Source organism: Acidovorax sp. M14 (genome assembly GCF_049331375.1).
In the GTDB taxonomy this organism is placed as follows: Bacteria; Pseudomonadota; Gammaproteobacteria; order Burkholderiales; family Burkholderiaceae_C; genus Acidovorax.
In genome coordinates, this window is record NZ_CP186263.1 from 265,985 (window position 1) to 288,041 (window position 22,057).

Sequence of the window (22,057 nt, forward strand, 5' to 3'; positions counted from 1 at the left end):
CGAGGCCGCATCCCATCCAAGAAGAGAAACGCCATGAAAAAACTGCTTGCTTCCTTCATTCTGGGGCTCGGTCTGCTGACCATGGGCAACCTGTCCATGGCCCAGGCGCCTGCCGCCACCGAGCCCGCCGCCGCAGCCCCCGCGGCTGCAGCACCGGCCGCTGATGCTGCTGCACCTGCAGCTCCCGCAGCCGCTGCCGCGCCTGCCGCAGAAGCCGCCGCCGCACCGGCAGCCCCTGCGGCCCCAGCGCCCAAGGTCGATTCCGGCGACACCGCCTGGATGCTGACCTCCACGCTGCTCGTGATCCTGATGACCATCCCTGGCCTGGCTCTGTTCTACGGCGGCCTGGGCCGCAGCAAGAACATGCTGTCGGTGCTGATGCAGGTCTTCGTGGTGTTCTCGCTGATCTCGCTGCTGTGGGCCATCTATGGCTACAGCTTGGCGTTCTCGGGCGAGGGCAAGTTCTTCGGCGGCTTCGACAAGATCTTCCTCAAGGGCGTGACCCAGGAGACCTTTGGCGCGCTGACCACGATTCCTGAGTACGTGTTCTTCGCGTTCCAGGGCACGTTTGCCGCCATCACTGTGGCACTGATCGTGGGCTCGTTCGCCGAGCGCATCAAGTTCGCTGCCGTGCTGATCTTCTCGGTGCTGTGGTTCACCTTCAGCTACGTGCCCATGGCCCACATCGTGTGGGGCGGCGGCCTGCTGGGTGCTGACGGTGCTCTGGACTTTGCGGGTGGCACCGTGGTGCACATCAACGCCGGTATCGCTGGCCTGGTGGGTGCATACATGGTGGGCAAGCGCATCGGCTTCGGCAAGGAAGCCATGACACCCCACAGCCTGACACTGACCATGGTGGGCGCCTCGCTGCTGTGGGTGGGTTGGTTCGGCTTCAACGCTGGCTCTGCCGGTGCTGCCAACGCCAACGCTGGCCTGGCTTTTGTGAACACCGTGCTGGCCACTGCCGCCGCCACGCTGTCCTGGATCGCTGGTGAAGCGCTGCACAAGGGCAAGGCCTCGATGCTGGGCGCTGCCTCCGGTGCGGTGGCTGGTCTGGTGGCCGTGACGCCTGCTGCAGGCTTCGTGGGCCCCATGGGTTCCATCGTGATGGGCCTGATCGCTGGTGTGGTCTGCCTGTGGGGTGTGGGTGGCCTCAAGCGCATGCTGAACGTGGACGACGCGTTTGACGTGTTCGGCGTGCACGGCGTGGGCGGTATCCTGGGTGCCATCCTGACCGGTGTGTTCGCTTCGCAAAGCCTGGGTGGCACGGGCGGCCTGACGCCTGACACCTTCGCCATGGGCGCTCAAGTCTGGGTGCAGGTCAAGAGCGTGCTGTTCACCATCGTCTGGTCTGGTGTGGTGGCGTTCATCGCCTACAAGATCGCCGACCTGCTCGTGGGCCTGCGTGTTTCGGAAGAAGCCGAACGCGAAGGTCTGGACATCACCTCGCACGGCGAAACGGCGTACAACCGCTGATCGCTCTGCGCCCCACGCGCTGCGGTGTCTGGTGGCACCGTGGCGTCGCAATAAGAACAAGCGAGTTACTCCTCTGGTTATTTCAGCCCGCCGACCACCGGCGGGCTTTTTTCGTACCGGTGGGTAGCGAGTGCGTGGGGGTGTGGGACTGGCGGGGACAAACGCGCCCCGTGGCATCCGCCAGTCCTTTGCACACCCGCTGTTCAAAAAATTCACGCTCCTCCCCTGCCGTGTGGCCGACCGCTGCCGCTACGATGCACGGATGGACTTCTCCCTCGCCCCGATCACTGAGCGCGTGCGCGCTGCCGCCGCCGACCAGACCCCGTTGCGCATCCGTGGCGGGGGCACCAAGGACTTCCATGGCCTGGCGCTGCACGGCGAGGTGCTCGACACCCGGGTGCTGCGCGGCATCGTGAGCTACGAGCCCAGCGAGCTGGTCGTCACCGTGCGCGCTGGCACCCCGCTGGCCGAGCTGGAGGCTGTGCTGGCCGAACAAGGCCAGTGCCTGCCCTTTGAACCTCCGCATTTCGCCAAGACCCCTGCAGCCGCCGCCACCGTGGGCGGCATGGTGGCGGCCGGCCTGTCGGGCCCGGCCCGCGCCAGCGTGGGCGCCGTACGGGATTACCTGCTGGGCGTGACGTTGCTCAACGGCAAGGCCGAGCTGCTGACCTTTGGCGGCCAGGTGATGAAGAACGTGGCGGGCTATGACGTTGCGCGCCTCATGGCCGGCGCCTGGGGCACGCTGGGCCTGCTGACGGAGGTGAGCCTCAAGGTGCTGCCCGTGGCGCCCGGCGAGGCCACGCTCCTGTTTGAGGGCATCAACCAGGCCGACGCTCTGCGCAAGCTGCACGCCTGGGGCAGCCAGCCGCTGCCCCTCAATGCCAGCTGCTGGGTGCAAGACGGTGGTGTGGGCACGCTCTATGTGCGCCTGCGCGGCGCCGTGGCGGCGGTGGAGGCCGCGTGCAAGACCATGGGCGGCACACGCATGGACAACGCCACCGTGGCCGCCGACTGGACCGCCTGCCGCGAGCAGACCCTGCCGTGGTTCACCGACCGGGCCACGCGCCCCGACCATGCCCTGTGGCGCCTGTCCGTCCCCGCCACCGCGCCGGTGCTGGCTTTGCCCGCCGGTGCGCAGCCGCTGGTGGAATGGCACGGGGCGCTGCGCTGGGTGCAGGCCCCCGAGTCGGCAGGCGACGCCCTGCGCGAAGCCGCCCGGGCGGCGGGTGGGAGTGCTTCTCTTTTTGTAGCTGCCGAGGTAAATAAATCCGGCGCCAGCGGTGCTTTTGACTTGCAACCCAAGGCGCTGGAGCAAATCCACGCCCGCCTCAAGCACAGCTTTGACCCTGCCGGCATCTTCAACCCCGGCCGCATGGCGCGGGCCTGGTAGGCAAGCCAACCCCCCGCTCACAGCCACCACCGCCACCCTGGCCATGCGACGCCTTTTTCACCTCACCGGACACCACCGCACGGTTGCGAGCAACCAGGTGCTGGGCCTGCTGCTGGCGTTCAACGCCGGGGCGGTGAATGCCGGGGGGTTTCTGGTGGTGCACCTCTACACCTCGCACATGACGGGTTTCCTGTCGTCGCTGGCCGACAACCTGGTGCTGGGGCAGATGAAGCTGGTGCTGGGTGCCGTGGGCGCGCTCTGGGCCTTCATGTCGGGGGCGGGCACCACGGCCATCATGGTCAACTGGGCGCGCCAGCGCAGGCTGCGCAGCACCTACGCGCTGCCGCTGCTGCTGGAGTCCGTGCTGATGCTGCTGTTTGGCCTGGTGGGCGCCATCACCCTCAGCTGGCCCACGCCTTTTGCGGTGCCACTCACGGTGCTGCTGCTGTCCTTCATCATGGGCCTGCAGAACGCCACAGTGACCAAGATGTCCTCGTCCCAGATCCGCACCACCCACATGACGGGCGTGGTGACCGACCTGGGCATCGAGATGGGCAAGATGCTCTACTGGAACCGCACAGGCACCGCGCCCGAATCGCAGGTGCGTGCCAACCAGGCCCGGCTGCGGCTGTTTGCCGGGCTGGTGGGCATGTTTCTGGTGGGCGGCATTGCGGGAGCTGCGGGCTTCAAGCACGTGGGCTTTGTGTTTGTGGTGCCGCTGGCGCTGGTGCTGCTGGCCCTGTCGCTGCCCCCGCTGTGGGCGGACCGTGCCCGGCTGCGCCAGCCCTGGCGCAAGGCGCTGGCGCTGCAGACGCCGCACGATCCGCCGCTGGACCCGCCGACAGCGCGCTGAACCGGCCCCTCTTTTTTGTTCCTTCGCCCAGGCATGCCCGATGCAAACCCAGCTCTCCCCTGAATACCGCGCCCGCGCCGATGGCCTGGAGGCCGAATCCATCCTGCGCAAATGTGTGCACTGCGGCTTTTGCACCGCCACCTGCCCCACCTACCAGCTGCTGGGTGACGAGCTGGACGGCCCGCGCGGCCGCATCTACCTCATCAAGCAGGTGCTCGAAGGCGCCGAGCCCACGCGCAAGACCCAGATGCACCTGGACCGGTGCCTCACCTGCCGCAACTGCGAAAGCACCTGCCCGAGCGGCGTGCAATACGGCCACCTGGTGGACATCGGTCGCAAGATCGTCGATGAAAAAGTGCCCCGCCCCGTGGGCGAAAAAGCCCTGCGTTGGGCGCTGAAGGAGGGCCTGCCTTCGCCGCTGTTCGCTCCTGCCATGAAGGCAGGACAAATGGTGCGCGGCCTGCTGCCCGAGGCGCTGAAGGCCAAGGTGCCCGCACTGCAGGCCGCTGGCGCCTGGCCCACGCGTGAGCATGCGCGCAAGGTTCTCATGCTGGCGGGCTGCGTGCAACCGGCCATGATGCCGAACATCAACACGGCCACCGCCCGCGTGCTCGACGCGGTGGGCATCCAGACCGTGATCGCATCCAAGGCGGGCTGCTGCGGCGCCGTCAAATTCCACCTCAACGACCAGGCTGGCGGCATGGCAGAGATGCGCGCCAACATCGACGCCTGGTGGCCGCTGGTGGACGCAGGTGGGGTCGAGGCCATCGTCATGAACGCCTCGGGCTGCGGCGTTACCGTCAAGGAATACGGTCACATCCTGAAGGACGACCCACAGTACGCGACCAAGGCCGAACGCATCAGCAGCCTCACGCGCGACCTGTCGGAGCTGCTGCCCGCCATGCTGCCCGAGCTGGCCACCAAGCTGCAGGGCAGGGTCAACCAGCCGGACACCCTGTATGCCTACCACCCCCCTTGCACGCTGCAGCACGGCCAGAAGCTGCGCGGCGGGGTGGAGGCGCACCTGAATCAGCTGGGCTTCAAGCTGCGCACCGCACGCAACGATGCCCACCTGTGCTGTGGCTCGGCAGGCACCTATTCGGTGCTCAACCCCGACCTGTCGTACCAGCTGCGCGACCGCAAGCTCGGCGTGCTTGGCGAAGCCTTCGGCAACCAGCCGCCCGACATGATCCTGTCTGCCAACATCGGCTGCATCACCCACCTGCAAAGTGGCACGGGCACGCCTGTGCGGCACTGGGTGGAGGTGCTGGACGAGGCGCTATTGGGGCCGTGACCTCGCAGCCTCGCGGTTGGCTGTGTGACCAGCCGCTACCATGGCGCCCCAAACAGCTTAGAAAGGGGAGGCCATGCGCTTCGAGGGGACGCTCACTCGGTGGAACGACGACCGGGGTTTTGGCTTCATCACGCCCATCCCGGCAGGCCAGGATGTGTTCGTGCACATCTCGGCATTTGCGCGCGACGGCCTGCGGCCGCAGCTGAATGAAACGCTGAGTTTTGAAATCTCCCTGAACCAAGACGGCAAGAAGCAGGCGGTTCGAGTGCGCCGAGACCGGCCCGCTGCCGCTTCGCCCACTGCGGCCCCGTCCCGGGCGCGCCGCGACATCGGCCGCGAACCCTCTGAGCCCCGGGGGCTGCCCATGCGCATCGTTGTCTTTGTGGTGGCCTGCGCGCTGTTGGCGGCGGCCTACTGGCATTTTGACCGGCGTACGCAGCGGGCTGCAGCGGTCCGTGCTGAAGCGGCGGCGCAGGCGCTGGAGACACCGCAGCAGCACGCCCCCGCTGCCCCGGCGCAACCGTTGGCCACCTCGTATCGCTGTGACGGTCGCCAACACTGCTCACAGATGACATCGTGCTCCGAAGCCAAGTTCTTCCTGCAGAACTGCCCTGGGACCAAGATGGACGGGAATGGCGACGGGGTTCCGTGCGAGCAGCAGTGGTGTACCCATCCACTGGCAAAGTAGCGCGTCCCCAGGGCTGTTTGGCGCCCGCAACGCCAACACTGGCATGATCGAAGGTTTTGTCGCCCTCCATTTGCCCCCGAACCGCATTGCCATGACCGACTCCGCGTCCACACAAGAACAACCCCACGCAGCCCCTGCCAGCGCCCCGGCCGCACCGGTGGTGTCCGAGGCTGCCGTTGCCGTGGCAACCCCCGAGTCCCCGGCAGCGCCTGTTGCCGAAGCCGGTGCGCCCCAGCCGCAGCGCAAGGGCGGGTCCCGCCGTGGTGGCCGCAACCGCCGCAAGCCCGAGGGGCGCCAGGCGCCTGAAGGAGTGGCCGAAGGCAGCCCCCAAGCCGCAGCACCTGGTGCGGCCCCGCGCGCACCCCAGCGCGTGCACCCTGCGCTGGAGCAGCTCGCAGCGCTGTACCCCCACCTGTTCGGTGCCGTGTTCCGCCCGCTCAAGCGCGGCATCTTCCAGGACATCCTGGCTGCACACCCCGACCTGTTCGAGCGCGAGGCGCTCAAGGTGGCGCTGGGCCTGCACACCCGCTCCACGCGCTATCTGCAAAGCGTGGCGGCGGGCGACAAGCGGCACGACCTGCAAGGTCAGCCCGTGGAAGACATGGCCCCCGAGCATGTGCACCATGCGCTGCTGGAGGTGTACCGCCGCAAGAAGGCACGCGCCACCGAAGACCTGCTGCCCAAGCTGCGCAACCGCATGATGGCCGCGTTCGAGGCCTCGGGCCTCACGCGCGAGGCCTACACCGGGCTGGTGTTGAGCCGCGACGATGCCGCCAACGCCATCCTGGAAGAGGCTTTTGCCGAATGGTCGGCCCGCAACGCCAAGGACGAAGCCCTGCTGCGTGCCTTTGAGGCCAGCGGCCAGACGCTGGAGGCCTTTGCCGACATGTACGGCATGGTGCCCCGCACCGTGGGGCAGCAGCTGGAGCGCGCCCGCCGGAGGGCGGCTGCTGCAGCCGCCGCCGCAGCGGCTTCGGCTTCGGCTTCGGCTTCGGCTTCGGCTTCGGCTGCTGTGCACGCGGACAGCGCCTCCACCGCAGCCTGACCGGCCTGTGCCCTGTGGGGGGCTGCGCAACGCTCCCCAGGCCTTCTCTCGCCACTACCCGCTGGCGCTGGTTCCGTCCCCTTGTCTGCGCCAGCGTGTGTCACGTTCCGTGACAACGCTGCCGACAGGCTACTGACACCATGTTGTCAGCAGCCGGGCTGCAACATGCCGGGCCCGACACAGAGAGAGAGGAGCTCGACCATGACAACCATCCCCATCCCCACCCGCACTGCGGTGGCTGCGTTCCACGTTGTAGGACTGACGGTGCGCACCTGCAACCGCGACGAGAGGGACCCCGCCACCGCCCGCATCGGCGCCCTGTGGGACCGCTTTTTCAGCCAAAGCTGGGAGCGCACACTGCCCGGCCGTGGCGAAGAGGGGCGCATCTTCGGCGTCTACAGCGGCTACGAATCCGACGAACACGGCGCCTTTGATGTCACCGCCGGCGTGGCCGTGCCGCCACCCGTTGCCCCGGTGCCTGGGGCCGTGCAGATCGCGGTGCAGGCGGGCGACTATCTGGTGTTCCACGGCCACGGCACAATGCCGCAGATGGTGATCGATGCCTGGGGCGAGGTCTGGCGCTATTTTGCGGCCCACCCGCAGTTGCCCCGGCGATTTGGCACCGATTTCGAGCTGTACGAAGGCCCGGACCGCGTGGCCATTCATATCGGCATCGCCGCCGGTGCGCCGCGTGCGTGACCCCATCCAACCAAAAGCCTCATCCATGAACACATCTGCCGCCGCCCTGACGTTCTACACCCACCCCATGTCCCGAGGCCGTACCGCGCGCTGGATGCTGGAGGAGTGTGGTGTGCCCTACGACACCGTGCTGCTCGAATACGGTACCACCATGAAGGCCCCCGACTACCTGGCCATCAACCCCATGGGCAAGGTGCCTGCACTGCGGCACGGGCAGGCGGTGGTCACCGAGGTGGCGGCCATCTGTGCCTATCTGGCCGACCTGTTTCCCGACAAATCGCTGGCCCCGGCTGTGGGCACGCCAGCACGCGCTGCGTACTACCGCTGGTTGTTTTTTTGCGCCGGTCCGCTGGAAAGCGCCGCCACCGCCAAGGCGCTGAACCTGCTGGCACCCGCCGAACGTGCGGCCATGGTGGGCTACGGCAGTTACGCCGATGTGATGAATACCCTGGAGCAGGCCGTGAGCCAAGGGCCGTACCTCTGCGGCGACCATTTCACCGCAGTGGACCTGTACGTGGGCGCGCACCTGATCTGGGGCATGCAGTTTGGCACCATCGAACGCCGCCCGGCGTTCGAGCGGTATGCGCAGCCGTTCATGCAGCGCCCCGCGTTCGTGCGCGCTGCCCAGATCGACGATGCGCTGGTGCAGCAGAGCAAAGGCCATGGCTGAGTTTTGCGACCTGATACGGCCCAAGCGGTCGGCGGCAGCCCATCCCCTGGGCCACGTTCATGCGCCGCGCTGACCGCCTGTTCCAGATCGTCCAGCTCATCCGGGGGCGGCGCCTGTCCACCGCCGCCTTCCTGGCCGAGCGGCTCGAAGTCTCGGCCCGCACCATCTACCGCGACGTGGCGGACCTCCAGCACCAGGGCGTGCCCATTGAGGGCGAGGCCGGTGTGGGCTACCGCCTCGGCGCGGGCTTTGACCTGCCGCCGTTGATGTTCAGCCAGGGCGAGGCCAATGCCCTGGTGGCGGCGGCCCGCCTGGCCCAGGCCTGGCTGGACGCCGGCCTGGCCCGCGAGGTGGAGATGGCGCTGGGCAAGATCCTGTCCGTGCTGCCCCCGGCGGCACGGGTCGCGGCCGAGGCGCAGGCGCTGTACGCGCCCTCGGTGGGGCTCGACCCCCGCGTGCAGTCCCACCTGCAGGCACTGCGCGAGGCGGTGCACAGCCGCCACATGGTGCAGATCGACTACGCCGACGTGCACGGCCGCCCCAGCCTGCGCCGCCTGCGGCCGCTGGGCTGCTTTTACTGGGGCAAGGTCTGGACGCTGTCGGCCTGGTGCGAGCTGCGCAATGACTTCCGTGGCTTTCGCATCGACCGCATCGTGGACCTGGTGGTGCTGGAGGAGCAGTTCCGCCAGGAGCCTGGGAAAACGCTGGCGGATTTGTTGCGCAAGGTCGAGGCCGAGATGGAAGTCCCACCGATGCGGGCAGGTGATGCTCCAGGGGTGCCGCCTGCAACGGCCTGATTGCGGAGCCCCAAATCATTTGCCGCGCTACGCCGTGGCGACTAACCGGGCTGGGCAGGACGGGCTCCTTCTCCAATGATTTGAGCCCCTTTTTATCAATGCATTAGACGGAGTGCGCGCATTACCACAGGTGCGTTGGCGCATTTTTTCTCTGTTGCAAGATGTCTTGAAGATTCCTGTTTGGTAACCGAAGTTACTTTTTGCGTTAATTTCGCTGTATTAACGGTGTTTAGTGTCAAAAGAAAATACCTTGCCTGCAGCTATCATCCGCCGCACTTTGCACTCATCGGCCGGACAGTCTGCAGCACATGAAACGTCGCGTCACCATTCAAACGCCTCTGGGCGACCAGCTCAAATTCAGACAACTCCAAGGCCTGGAAGAGATCAGCCAACTCTTCACCCTGGATGTGGACTTGCTGAGTGAGAGCAAAAGTGTGGATCCCAAGGCGTTGTTGGGCAAAAACGCCACCATCATCGTAGAAACAGAGGGCGGCGGCACCCGCCATATCGACGGCATCGTCACCCGCTTTGGCATGCAGGGGCAAGACCATCGCATGTATTCCTACCGGGCGCGGCTCAGCCCCTGGCTTTGGCTGGCAACCCGTAAAAGTGATTTCAAGATATTCCAAAATAAAACCGTTCCAGAAATCATTGAAGAAGTTCTGGGTAAATACGGCTACCCCATCGATAAAAAGCTGACCCGCAGTTATCGCACTTGGGATTATTGCGTCCAATATAACGAAACGGATTGCCAGTTTGTTTCTCGCCTCATGGAGCATGAGGGTATTTATTATTACCACCAGCATTCAGCGGGGCAGCACACACTCACGCTGGCTGACGATATCGTGGCGTCGCACAGTCCCCTTCCTGGCGCGGCCTCCATTCCCTTCTATCCGCCTGAAAAGGCGGCCATCGCTGACCGCGAAAGCGTTTATGCGTGGGAGCTTGCTGAGGAAATCAAACCGGGCCGTCATTACAACGACGACTACGACTTCAAGAAGCCCAAGGCGGATTTGTCGAACATGCGCAAAGATCCCCCGGGTCACGCGCATGACAGCCACGAGATCTACGAGTGGCCCGGTGGTTATACCGAATATGGAGACGGCGAGGCGTATGTGAAGGTGCGCCTGCAGGAGAACCTGACTCGCCAAAGCATCGTGCAAGGTAAATCCAGTTGCCGCGCGCTCACCCCCGGCTACACCTTCAACCTGGAAAACTACCCGCGCGAAGACCAGAACCAGCAGTACCTCATCACCTCGGTGCAATACCATTTTCAGGAGAACCCTGAGGTCAGCAGCGTAGCCAAGCCCACGCCTAAAACCACCAAGGATGAGGTCGGGTCCATTCAACGCTTTGTGCTGAAGGCGCAACCCACCAGTTTGCCGTTCACCCCACCCCGGGTTACGCCCAAGCCCCGTAGCCAGGGCCCCCAGACGGCCGTGGTAGTGGGCCCACCCGGTGAAGAAATCTGGACCGACAAATACGGACGTGTGAAGGTGCAGTTCCACTGGGACCGCATTGGCTCCATGGACGAGAACTCCAGCTGCTGGATCCGTGTGTCGCACCCCTGGGCAGGCATGAAGTACGGCGGCATCTTCACGCCGCGCATCGGCCAGGAAGTCATCGTGGACTTCCTCAACGGCGACCCTGACTACCCCATCGTCACTGGCCGCATCTACAACGCAGACCAGATGCCACCGTGGGAGCTGCCCAAGCACAAGACGCAGTCAGGCTTCCAGACCAACTGGAGCAAAGGCGGCGGCGGCAAACACATGCTGCGGTTTGAGGACCAAAGAGGTATTGAGCATATCGAGCTCTCTACCGACCATGGCAATACGCATTTGCACATGGGCTACCTCATGAACCAGAGCACCGAGGCCAAGCGCAGCTATGGCTTCGAACTGCGCACGAATGAATGGGGGGCGATACGCGCGGACAAAGGCTTGTTGATCACCACGTATACGCAGGACTTCAAGCAGAAGGTGGCGCATGACAATCCAGATGGCTTCGATGGCCTGGGTGAAGGCCTGGCCAATACGGCTTCGCTGATGGAGGAAGCAGGCGAGGCCGTCGCGGCCATGAACAGCGCCATCGAAGCCCTCAATGGCCTGAAGACATCGCACATGGTGGAGCTAAGTTCGGGAATCGCCGCGATGACCGGTGGCAAGGCTGCCATGGCCACGTTGTCGAAAGCGGCAGCTGCCATTGCTGCGCTCTCCAGCGACGGAGGAGGGGGTGGTGCAGGGGCGGAAACGCTCATGCCCACGAATACCGACCCGGCGATGCCGCAGTCGCAGGCGCTGCGAGAGCTTTCGAAGGACATCAGCAAGCCGGTGGTTTCGATCGTGAGCCCCGAAGGGCATTCGATGATCAGCCCCAAGCCCATCGTGATCAGCTCCGGGCAGAGCGCCTCCATGCACGCCAAACAGCACATCACGCTGTCCAGCGGCGCGCAGCTCACCCAACTGGCCAAGAGCGGCATGCTGACCCACGTGTCCGAAGGTGGTCAGCGCAACACCGTGTCCAAGGGCGACATTGCTTCGGAAGCCCAGACGGGCAACATGAACCTCACCGCCCAGCAGAACATCACCCTGGCTTCCAAGCAGGACACCGCCACCGTCGTCGGTGACCAGAACGTGAACATCCAGGCCACGAAGGATTCTGTGCTGGTGAAGGCGGCCAAGCATATCCGGCTGCAGGCGGGCGAGAGCATTACGCTGACCATCGGCGAGGGAGAAGGCGTCGCTTCGCTCAAGCTCACCGACAAAGGCGAAGTCGTCATCAAGGGCAAGAACGGCCTGATCAAGCTGAGCGAGTTGCTGGACGTTCACGGGGCGCCTATCCAGCTCAACTGCTGAATCAACCCCCTGCGCAGCAGATTTTTTTCGCCAGTACGACTGCATCACCACCAAAGAACCTTCGCATGCAATTCCACCTCAACGAAGGCAGCTTCACGCTGCCTGACGGCCTTCGGGACAACAGCATGAACATGCTGCTGACGGGCCACAGTGGCCTGGACCTGAGCCTGATCATCACCCGGGACAGGTTGGAGCCTGGCGAATCCTTCGAGGCCTTCGTAGACCGCCAGATCAAGGCGGTGACGCTGCAGGTCAGCAAGTTTTCCATCCAGGAAAAACACGCGCAGAAGGCTCCCGACAGGGACCAAACCATTGCCGTGGAACTAGCCCAGCAGTTCACGCAGAACGGCCAGGTCATCTACCAGCGGCAACGCACGTGGTTGTTGCCGGACGCCGCCAGCGTGCTGGTGCTCACGGCGGCGTCTGCCGCGCCCATCACCGACGCGCAGAAGAATGCCTGGCTGGCCATCTGCGCAAGCTTCCAGCCGCGCCACTGAACCTGGCAGCGCCGGGTTGTGAGCCCGCGTCCCGGGAGCCGCTCTGACGCACATCGACGGACATCGGCACTCGTTGACGCCGCAGCACCCCATGGCGCAATCCTCCAGCCGCCACCACCCCTCGTTCCACGACCTCCTTCGCCCATGAGTCAGTTTCCACCAGCGGCCCGACTGGGCGACCCCATTGCCCACAGCAACGCCAACGCACGCCTGCTGGCCAAGGTGGTGGGCATAGCCGCAGGCGCTGCCGCGCTCGGTGCGCTGTGCGCTGGCACCATCGCGGCGGGGGTGACAGCGGGTGTTGCGGCCGTGGGCACCGTGGTCACGGGTGGGCTGGCGGCGCCGATCCTCGCGGGAGCCGTCGTGCTGACCGGAGCGCTGGCCACCCTCGCTGTCAGCATGGCGGGGGGCGCCATTGGAGAAAAAATTGCCGATTGGCTGGTCCCTGAAACCTGGGATGTGACCGGGGCCATTGCGACCGGCTCACCCGATGTGTTCGTCAACAGCATTCCCGCTGCGCGGGCCACCAATGCGGTACCGCTGGACGAAGTGGTTTGCGGCAAGCACACCATCACGCCCGTCAACCTGATCGCGCAGGGCGCGGCGGTCGGGCCCAAGCAGACCGTCATCAATGAAGCCCTGGCTGCCCGCAAGGGCGACAAGGTCGTGTGCGGGGCCACCATTCATGCTGGCTCGCCCAACGTCTTTATTGGTGGGGCTCCTGAGACGGTGCGTGACTACGACGACGAGGTCAATCCACTGCTGCGGGCGGCACTGTTCATTGCGGAGGCGCGAAATCTCCTGAAGAACATCAAATGTCTCTGGAAGCTGGTCAAGGATCCGAAGGCGCTCGTCAAAAACGCGGAATGCATGTTGAAGGCTGCGCAAGCCGCAGGCTCCGCGGCCATGACCGTGCCGGCCATCCTGGGCAACCCTGTGCACATCGCCACGGGCGCCAAGCTCCTGGCCGATGGGAGCGACCTGGACTTCGTGCTGCCAGGCGTGCTGCCCGTGGCGTGGCAGCGCATCTACAACAGCCTGGACGAGCGCAGCGACGGCCCGCTGGGCCGCGGCTGGAGCACACCCTACACGGTGCAGCTGCACCTGGACCACGATCCGCAGGGCCGGTCCGCCGTCACCTACTACGACGCAGATGGGCGCGACATACAGTTCACCCGCCCGGCGCCGGGGCAAGGCCTGTTCAGCGTCGCTGAGGGGATCGGCGTGCTGTGCAGTGAAGGCGGCGACTACGTCGTCGTCACAGCCGAAGGCATGTACCAATGGTTCGGCCAGGCGCCCGCCGGGAGCGTGGGTGATGCTGCGGCGGTGGGCGTATTGCACCTGCAGCGCATTGAGGACCGCAACGGCAATTACCACGCGCTGCGCTACGGTGACGACGGTGTGCTCACCCACGTGGCGGACAGCGCAGGCCGGCTCCTGGAGTTTCTGTATGTTCCGGGCACTGCCCGGCTTCAGCAGATTCATCTGCGCGTGGGCGCTGATGGCGAGGCTGCGCAGGCGCTGGTGAACTACTGCTACGACGCCGCAGGCCAACTGGCCGAAGTGAGAGACCGCGCAGGGCAGACGACGCGCAGGTTTACCTATGCAAATGGCCGCATGGCGAGCCACCAGCTGCCCGGTGGCTTGCTATGCAGCTACGAATGGCAGGAGTTTGCCCAAGGCATCGGCAATCGCCCTGGCCCCCATGCGCGCGTGGTGCGGCACTGGACGGACGACGGCGAAGCGTATGCCTTTGAATACGGCCTGCATGGCGACGGCAGCGGCAGCACCCAGGTCACCGACGGCCTGGGCCGCCGTCAGCAGTGGCACTGGAATGCCGACCATGAGATCACCCGCCACACGGACGCTCTGGGCCACACCACCACGCAGGTGTGGGGCACCACCAAAGAGCTGCTGGGCCATACGGATGCGCTGGGGCGATCCACCACGTACACCTACGACGACGCTGGCAACCTCACCTCAGAAACGGACGCCCTGGGACGCACGCACCGCCAGCGCTGGAGCCCCGGCCCGGCCAGCCTGCTGGTCGCGACGGAAGACCCCGGCGGCGGAACCTGGCGCTACCAGTACGACGACCACGGCAATCTGGTGGCGGAGACCGACCCTCTGGGCCACGTGACCCGCTACGCGAACGACGACCGAGGCCTGCCCGTTCTGGTGACCGATGCCCACGGCGGGCGCAAGCAGCTGCGCTGGGATGCCAGGGGCCTGCTGACCGCCTACACCGATTGCAGCGGCAAGACCACCCGCTACACGTACGACGCGCAGGGCCACCTTCACCAGGAAATCGACGCCCTGGGCCAGTCCACCGTCTTCGAGCGCGACCCGCTGGGCCGGCTGTTGCAGCTGACCCTGCCGGACGGCGCGCAGCACCAGTACCGCTATGACGCGGCGGGCCAGTGCGTGATCGCCACCGATGCGCTGGGCCATACCACCAGCTACAGCTACAACCAGCGTGGCCAGCTGACTGGGCGCTCCAAAGCGGTTGGCGCACTCACCAGCAACATCCAGCTGGGGTATGACGCGGCACGGCGTTTGTCGGCGCTGGTCAATGAAAACCGCCAGGCGTACCGGTTCGCTTACGACGCGGTGGACCGCCTGGTGGCCGAGACCCGCATCGACGGCACCCGGCAAGTGCTGCACTACGATGCAGCCCACCAGGTCGTCGGCGTGACCGAACACCCCATGCCCCAGGGCCAGGGCGACGCCGTGCCGGGCCACGCCGAGGTGCAGCCCATCCACACCCAGTTGGTGCGCGATGCTGCGGGCCAGCTGGTTCAGAAGAACGTCTACACACCCAGTGCGGCCGCGCAGGCGGGCGCAGCCGCAACGCAGGCGCCGCCCGAGCTGCAAGCCCGGATCGACTATGCATACAGCCCCACCGGCGACTTGTTGACGGCGCAACACAGCACGCCTCTGGGCGAAGTCGTTGCACAGCACACCTGGCAATACGACGCTTTGGGCCAGGTACTGCAGGAAACCGCCGGGCACGCCGTACAAGGTCAGCAGCGCAGCAGCGCGCTGCACCACCAATACGACGCATTGGGCAACCGCATCGGCACCAGGCTGCCGGACGGGCGCGCGCTGAACCACCTGTACTACGGCAGTGGCCACCTGCACCAGATCAATCTGGACGGTGCCGTGCTGGCCGACATCGAGCGCGACGACCTGCACCGCGAGGTGCTGCGCACGCAAGGCCGCCTGGCCAGCCGTTTTGCCTACGACCCCGTTGGGCGCAAAGCGGCGGCCTGGGTGCGGCCAGCCATGCTGCGGGTAGGGCGCGGCATCGGCACCGACCCAGGTGCTGATGGCCCGTGGAGCCCCCACAGCGCAGACTGGAGCCAGCGCCTGCAGCAGCGGCACAACGCCGAAGACGTGCTGCTCAAACGCTACTGCTACGACGGGAACGGAGAACTCACCAGCGTGGAGCACAGCCAGCAGGGGCATACCCTGCACCGCTACGACCAGGGCGGGCGCATCACGCAGACGCTGTCGAACCATCCCGAGCGCAGCGAACACTTCCACTACGACCTGGCGGGCAACCGCATCAGCGCGCTGGAGGAAGGCAGCCTCAGCAGCCAGGGCCGAGGCTGGGTACAAAACAACCGCGTCAAGGTGCTGCAGGACAAGCGCTACGACTACGACGGCTTCGGCCGGCTGATCAGAAAACGCATCGGCAGCCACACAGAGCAGCACTACCGCTACGACCACCAGCACAGGCTGACCCAGGTGGCGGTGGTACGGGCGGGCAAAGACGGCCAGCCACAAAGCCAAGTCTTCAGCTACCAGTACGACGCACTGGGCAGGCGCATCGCCAAGACTGACAGCTTTGGCACCACGCACTTCACCTGGGACGGAATGCGGCTGCTGCAGGAAAGCCGGGGCGGGCAGACGAGCACCTACGTCTACGAGCCGGGCAGTTACGTACCCCTGGCGCGCATCGACGGAAGTGGCGGCATAGAGCCACACGCTGCGGCGGCGCATGCGCTGGGCGGAGGATCAGACAATGCACAAGGCAAGCAAGCCAGCGTGCCCACGACCAACCCGGGCTGGAGCGACCGGTTCAACGTGGGGGCGGCGGCGAACGACGGGCCCACCAATGGCTTTGCCAGAGCGGATGCAAAGACCACAGCCGCAGCCGCAACTCCAACGGTGCAGGCAGCGCAGGTGTATTACTTCCACACCCAGCCCAACGGCCTGCCGGAAGAACTGAGCGACAACAGCGGCCACTTGGTGTGGACAGCGCAGTACAGCACGTGGGGCAGTACGGTCCGGGAGGAATGGCAAAGCTACGACGAAGCGGGAAGACCTGTTCAGCGGCTGCAACAGCAGTCAGCGAACCAGACAGTCCAGCTTCAGCAGAACCTGCGGATGCAGGGGCAGTACCTGGACAGGGAAACGGGGCTGCACTACAACACGTTCCGGTACTACGACGCGGACCTGGGGGCGTTTACGACGCCGGATCCGATTGGGCTGGCCGGTGGCCTGAATTTGCACCGATACGCCCCAAACCCTGTCAATTGGATTGATCCATGGGGGCTCAGTCCATGCCGAGATCAGGCAGGGCGTTTTAGGCGTGCGCAGACAGCTTCCGAGGAAATGAGTGGCTTACCACGTATGGCTGGACGAAGTCCAGGAGAGATTCGAAAGATCTTGCGAACGCGCGGATACACAATGACGCCCGCTCGCAGTGGAGGAGAAGTGTGGACAAAATCCCTCCCAGATGGAAATACTGCTAGCGTTCGCATCGATCCAAGAAACATGCGGTCACCGCCTCACTATGCCGATGCCCGCCCGCATGTGCATAAGGAAACTGTTCCTTCCTCTCAGGTGACTGGAGGGAATTATTCGCGGGGGGCGTCGACCCATACCGATACAGGCGGAGCTTCTTCGCGGGGCAGTAATCCGAATCACAATGCTGATGTGCATATTCCAATGCGTCCTGGGAGACCGCCTTTTAACTAATATCATGGACTATCTTAAGATTTATGACGAAATCACAAAAAAAATCAACAGTGGAGATGGCGATCTGGAGCTTGTTAATCGCTTAATAGATATATATGAGTCTTCATTGGTTGACCATGAAATAAGGGACTCTATACCATTATATGTAACTGATAGAGGAAATTCGGATACAATAAATTATATCAATAAGAAAATATTGGAATCGACCGATGATTTTGTAAAAAAAGAGTTCAACGAATGGATTCTTTATATTGAAAATAAGCTAAAACATGGCGCTGCTGATGGGGGTGTATAAATGGTTAATTTCTGGAATTAATTAACAGTTAATGCAAATAAAACGACGCCATAATAGCGTTGCTTGTGAAAGCGCATCGGCAGCCACACGGAGCAGCACTACCGCTACGACCACCAGCACAGGCTGACCCAGGTGGCGGTGGTGCGGGCGGGCAAAGACGGCCAGCCACAAAGCCAAGTCTTCAGCTACCAGTACGACGCACTGGGCAGGCGCATCGCCAAGACTGACAGCTTTGGCACCACGCACTTCACCTGGGACGGAATGCGGCTGCTGCAGGAAAGCCGGGGCGGGCAGACGAGCACCTACGTCTACGAGCCGGGCAGTTACGTACCCCTGGCGCGCATCGACGGAAGTGGCGGCATAGAGCCACACGCTGCGGCGGCGCATGCGCTGGGCGGAGGATCAGACAATGCACAAGGCAAGCAAGCCAGCGTGCCCACGACCAACCCGGGCTGGAGCGACCGGTTCAACGTGGGGGCGGCGGCGAACGACGGGCCCACCAATGGCTTTGCCAGAGCGGATGCAAAGACCACAGCCGCAGCCGCAACTCCAACGGTGCAGGCAGCGCAGGTGTATTACTTCCACACCCAGCCCAACGGCCTGCCGGAAGAACTGAGCGACAACAGCGGCCACTTGGTGTGGACAGCGCAGTACAGCACGTGGGGCAGTACGGTCCGGGAGGAATGGCAAAGCTACGACGAAGCGGGAAGACCTGTTCAGCGGCAGCAACAGCAGTCAGCGAACCAGACAGTCCAGCTTCAGCAGAACCTGCGGATGCAGGGGCAGTACCTGGACAGGGAAACAGGGCTGCACTACAACACGTTCCGGTACTACGACGCGGACCTGGGGGCGTTTACGACGCCGGATCCGATTGGGCTGTCGGGCGGATTGAACCTGCACCAGTATGCGCCCAACCCGATTAGCTGGATTGATCCTTGGGGATGGGAGAGATGCGGGACAAGCCATCCGTTGAAATGGAATGGTTCACGCGATAGAGAAGGGCTCACTCGTAAAGATCATGTCAGACGACATGGGGCGGATATTCCTGGCAGAAATGTGCCCCATGGGGTTTTTTCAGGAAATCCAATAAATCAGACTGCGCAAGCATGGAAAATTGCGAAGGAACAAGGGGTTCAACCAGTGGTGCAGCCAAACGGCAATCTGGCTTACACAATTCCAATGCGCAATGCAGGCATACAGGGTGGAAATCCTGCTCACCCCGATCATGGAAAAATTCTGAACAATGTATTGATTATTACCAAGCCAAATTCTAATCAGATTGTTACCTCATATCCTGTTCTTTAATTGTTATGGAAAAAGTCCACTTTATACATCAAGATTCCAATCACGTAGAAAGACGCAGCGATGGTCTCGCTTTTGTAATTGCGCCAAAACTGGCAGGAGAAGGGGTTTGTGTTTATTGTGACGAATATGATTCTTTCGCTTTGTCAATAAGTGACTTTGAAAGGAATAAATTCATTCCTATGTCGAGGTCAATAAATTTTCGATCTGCGCAATTGGCGGAAATATGCGGGCATGGTCTTGCGGAATCCGTTGATTTGATTAGTGCATATGACGCTGAAAATAATCAATCAAAATATATATATGTGACTGCGGATCACTCTGTTGGCATAAATAAAAAGCGTGCTTTTTATTTTTTTAAGAGCGGAGGCGGAGCCGAGATAGGGATTTTTTGTAAAATCCCCGAATTTTTCGATGAAAGAATCTATTTCTATTCGGTACCAGCCGGCTGTTTCTGGCGAAGCTTCGGCGATTTTGGGGTGTGTGCTAAGGCGATAAAATTTAAAAGTGATAGCATCTCACCAGCCTCTTTGTCGAATATATATGAGGCTGGATATTTGGATCTGGTGGTTGGGGTAAAAGACTTCTTGCCCGCTCATGGAGAACTTGTGGAAAGCGAATCCATCAGTTTTGACAAGGTGTCTGAGAGTCGTGGGGGCTGATGTGGTGATGCAGGATGGCATGAATCGATGGAGTTGCTATTAATAGGAGATTTAAAATTTCGCCGATTCTGGAAATACTGTTCAGTCGATTTTGATACCTTTTCATTAATAAATAGACAACCACAAGATAGCACTACCGCTACGACCACCAGCACATGCTGACCCAGGTGGCGGTGGTGCGGGCGGGCAAAGACGGCCAGCCACAAAGCCAGGTCTTCAGCTACCAGTACGACGCACTTGGCAGGCGCATCGCCAAGACCGACAGCTTTGGCACCACGCACTTCACCTGGGACGGAATGCGGCTGCTGCAGGAAAGCCGTGGCGGGCAGACGAGCACCTACGTCTACGAGCCGGGTGGCTACGTGCCCCTGGCGCGCATCGACGGAAGTGGCGGCATAGAGCCACACGCTGCGGCGGCGCATGCGCTGGGCGGAGGATCAGACAATGCACAAGGCAAGCAGGCCAGCGTGCCCACGATCAACCCGGGCTGGAGCGACCGGTTCAACGTGGGGGCGGCGAACGACGGGCCCACCGATGGCTTGACCAGAGCGGACGCAAAGACCGCAGCCGCAACCGCAACTCCAACGGCGCAGGCAGCGCAGGTGTATTACTTCCACACCCAGCCCAACGGCCTGCCGGAAGAGTTGAGCGACAACAACGGCCACCTGGTGTGGACAGCGCAGTACAGCACATGGGGCAGTACGGTCCGGGAGGAATGGCAAAGCTACGACGAAGCGGGAAGACCTGTTCAGCGGCTGCAACAGCAGTCAGCGAACCAGACAGTTCAGCTCCAGCAGAACCTGCGGATGCAGGGGCAGTACCTGGACAGGGAAACGGGGCTGCACTACAACACGTTCCGGTACTACGACGCGGACCTGGGGGCGTTTACGACGCCTGATCTGATTGGGCTGTCGGGCGGATTGAACCTGCACCAGTATGCGCCCAACCCTGTTGGGTGGATTGATCCTTGGGGGTGGTCAAGGGAATGCGGCGCTGGAACCACGCCAAATAAGAAGTCCGCGCTGATCAATCCGCAAGCCGTTGATCCGACACGTAGTTCTGCTCATTGATGGGCACAGGATTTGCAAGGTATGGTTTTGCCCGTATCTGTTTTCTTGCAAATTCCTCTGGGGTAGTCCATGGGTCCAAAGCCTTCGCAGCCGCACTCCGGTGAGTTGTTTCGCCCAAGGCTGGACGAGCAGCTCAACATGCAGCACCCACTGCTCAGGCTGGCCGCGCTGATCGACTGGGCCGAGATTGAGCGCACGTTCGCGGTGTCGTTCACTTCCGGGCGGGGCCGTCCTGCCTTGCCTGCGCGCCTGATCGCCGGGCTGCTGTATCTGCAGCACACCTTCGACGCCTCCGACGAAGCGGTGGTCAACACCTGGGTGGAGAACCCGTACTGGCAATTCTTCTGCGGCGAGACCTACCTGCAGACAGAGTTGCCCATCGATCCGAGCAGCCTCACGCGATGGAGAAAGCGCATTGGCGAAGAAGGCGTGGAGACACTGCTGGCCGCCAGCATCGACGCCGCCCGGCGCGGTGGTGTCATCCAGAAGTCCAGCACACAGCGGGTGATCGTAGACACCACCGTCATGCCCAAGGCCATTGCCCACCCCACCGACAGCCGCCTGCTGGACAGGAGCCGCCAGCACCTGGTGAAGGTGGCCCAGGAGCAAGGTCTGCAACTGCGCCAGAACTACAACCGAGTGGCCCCTCGCCTGGTCGCGCAGATCGGGCGCTACGCGCACGCCAAACAGTTCAAGCGCATGAAGAAAGCTGTGAGGACGCTGCGCACCCGTGTGGGCCGGGTACACCGCGAAGTGCAGCGCCAACTGCACATGCTGCCTGAAGTGGCCAAAGCCAAGGTCCAGGACCTGCTGCAACGCACAGGCCGCATCCTGAGCCAGCGCACGAAGGACAAGAACAAGCTGTACGCCCTGCACGCGCCCGAGGTGGAGTGCATCTCCAAGGGCAAGGCCAGGACACCCTACGAGTTCGGCGTGAAGGTCAGCATCGCCACCACGTTGATGGAGGGGCTGGTGGTGGGCATGAGGAGCATGCCGGGCAATCCGTATGACGGCCACACGCTGGCCGAGACACTGGAGCAGGTGGGCATCCTCACCGGCACGGACAAGCCGCCGGCCACGGCTATCGTGGACAAGGGCTACCGTGGCGTGAAGGTTGAGGGCGTGAGCATTCTGATGTCAGGGCAAAAGCGTGGCATCACCAAGACCCTAAATGCCATGATCAAGCGAAGAAGCGCCATTGAGCCTGCTATCGGGCACATGAAGATGGACGGGCGGCTGGGGCGCAACCCGCTCAAGGGTGCGCTGGGCGATGCGCTGCACGCGGTGATGTGCGGTGCCGGGCACAACCTGCGCTTGATCCTGGCCGCGCTGCGGCTTCTATGCGCCCGATTCGGGCTGTCGTTGCAGGCGGTCATCGCAGCACTGCTCGTCGCTCCCGGTAACCACCGCCCCGTCTGTTGCTGAGAACGGAATTGTTCAGGACGGACTAAGAAGACGAGTTATGACGGCGTTAG

At 63.2% G+C, this 22,057-nt stretch carries 17 protein-coding genes; all 17 read left to right on the forward strand.

The window, feature by feature from the left end:
* The first annotated feature begins 33 nt into the window (after positions 1-33).
* Entirely contained in the window at positions 34-1,476 is a 1,443-nt protein-coding gene (locus ACOYR4_RS01240; protein ID WP_015012095.1) for an ammonium transporter, read from the forward strand.
* Between the two features lie 262 nt (positions 1,477-1,738).
* Complete coding sequence (glcE, locus tag ACOYR4_RS01245; RefSeq protein ID WP_422848381.1) at positions 1,739-2,866, forward strand: glycolate oxidase subunit GlcE; 1,128 nt, start codon at positions 1,739-1,741, stop codon at positions 2,864-2,866.
* Between the two features lie 43 nt (positions 2,867-2,909).
* Entirely contained in the window at positions 2,910-3,719 is an 810-nt protein-coding gene (locus ACOYR4_RS01250) for a YoaK family protein (protein ID WP_060987027.1), read from the forward strand.
* Between the two features lie 40 nt (positions 3,720-3,759).
* Positions 3,760-5,013, forward strand: coding sequence for a glycolate oxidase subunit GlcF (gene glcF / locus ACOYR4_RS01255; RefSeq protein ID WP_422848382.1), 1,254 nt, complete (start codon positions 3,760-3,762; stop codon positions 5,011-5,013).
* A 73-nt stretch (positions 5,014-5,086) separates the two neighbouring features.
* The gene (locus ACOYR4_RS01260) at positions 5,087-5,701 is read left to right on the forward strand and encodes a cold shock domain-containing protein (protein WP_309827432.1); all 615 of its coding nucleotides are present in this window, start codon (positions 5,087-5,089) and stop codon (positions 5,699-5,701) included.
* Positions 5,702-5,792: 91 nt separating this feature from the next.
* Positions 5,793-6,746, forward strand: coding sequence for a ProQ/FINO family protein (locus ACOYR4_RS01265; RefSeq protein WP_422848383.1), 954 nt, complete (start codon positions 5,793-5,795; stop codon positions 6,744-6,746).
* A 201-nt stretch (positions 6,747-6,947) separates the two neighbouring features.
* Positions 6,948-7,445, forward strand: coding sequence for a GyrI-like domain-containing protein (locus tag ACOYR4_RS01270; RefSeq protein ID WP_422848384.1), 498 nt, complete (start codon positions 6,948-6,950; stop codon positions 7,443-7,445).
* Between the two features lie 25 nt (positions 7,446-7,470).
* A complete protein-coding gene (locus ACOYR4_RS01275) occupies positions 7,471-8,115 on the forward strand; it encodes a glutathione S-transferase family protein (protein ID WP_422848385.1) in 645 nt (214 codons plus the stop codon).
* Positions 8,116-8,174: 59 nt separating this feature from the next.
* A complete protein-coding gene (locus ACOYR4_RS01280) occupies positions 8,175-8,912 on the forward strand; it encodes a helix-turn-helix transcriptional regulator (RefSeq protein ID WP_422848386.1) in 738 nt (245 codons plus the stop codon).
* 308 nt (positions 8,913-9,220) lie between these two features.
* On the forward strand, positions 9,221-11,770 hold the full coding sequence (tssI, locus tag ACOYR4_RS01285) for a type VI secretion system tip protein TssI/VgrG (protein WP_422848387.1): 2,550 nt from the start codon (positions 9,221-9,223) through the stop codon (positions 11,768-11,770).
* Between the two features lie 65 nt (positions 11,771-11,835).
* Complete coding sequence (locus ACOYR4_RS01290) at positions 11,836-12,267, forward strand: DcrB-related protein (protein WP_422848388.1); 432 nt, start codon at positions 11,836-11,838, stop codon at positions 12,265-12,267.
* 144 nt (positions 12,268-12,411) lie between these two features.
* Positions 12,412-17,253, forward strand: a complete 4,842-nt coding sequence (locus ACOYR4_RS01295) for an RHS repeat-associated core domain-containing protein (RefSeq protein ID WP_422848389.1) — start codon at positions 12,412-12,414, stop codon at positions 17,251-17,253.
* Between the two features lie 4 nt (positions 17,254-17,257).
* The gene (locus ACOYR4_RS01300; protein WP_422848390.1) at positions 17,258-17,548 is read left to right on the forward strand and encodes a hypothetical protein; all 291 of its coding nucleotides are present in this window, start codon (positions 17,258-17,260) and stop codon (positions 17,546-17,548) included.
* Positions 17,549-17,680: 132 nt separating this feature from the next.
* Positions 17,681-18,853 (forward strand): RHS repeat-associated core domain-containing protein, encoded by a 1,173-nt coding sequence (locus tag ACOYR4_RS01305; RefSeq protein ID WP_422848391.1) that lies wholly within the window; start codon positions 17,681-17,683, stop codon positions 18,851-18,853.
* A gap of 5 nt (positions 18,854-18,858) precedes the next feature.
* On the forward strand, positions 18,859-19,512 hold the full coding sequence (locus ACOYR4_RS01310) for a hypothetical protein (protein ID WP_422848392.1): 654 nt from the start codon (positions 18,859-18,861) through the stop codon (positions 19,510-19,512).
* Between the two features lie 155 nt (positions 19,513-19,667).
* Positions 19,668-20,582: an RHS repeat-associated core domain-containing protein gene (locus ACOYR4_RS01315; RefSeq protein ID WP_422848393.1), complete on the forward strand. Its 915-nt coding sequence runs from the start codon at positions 19,668-19,670 to the stop codon at positions 20,580-20,582.
* Between the two features lie 69 nt (positions 20,583-20,651).
* Entirely contained in the window at positions 20,652-22,007 is a 1,356-nt protein-coding gene (locus ACOYR4_RS01320) for an IS5 family transposase (RefSeq protein WP_422848394.1), read from the forward strand.
* Positions 22,008-22,057 lie beyond the last annotated feature (50 nt).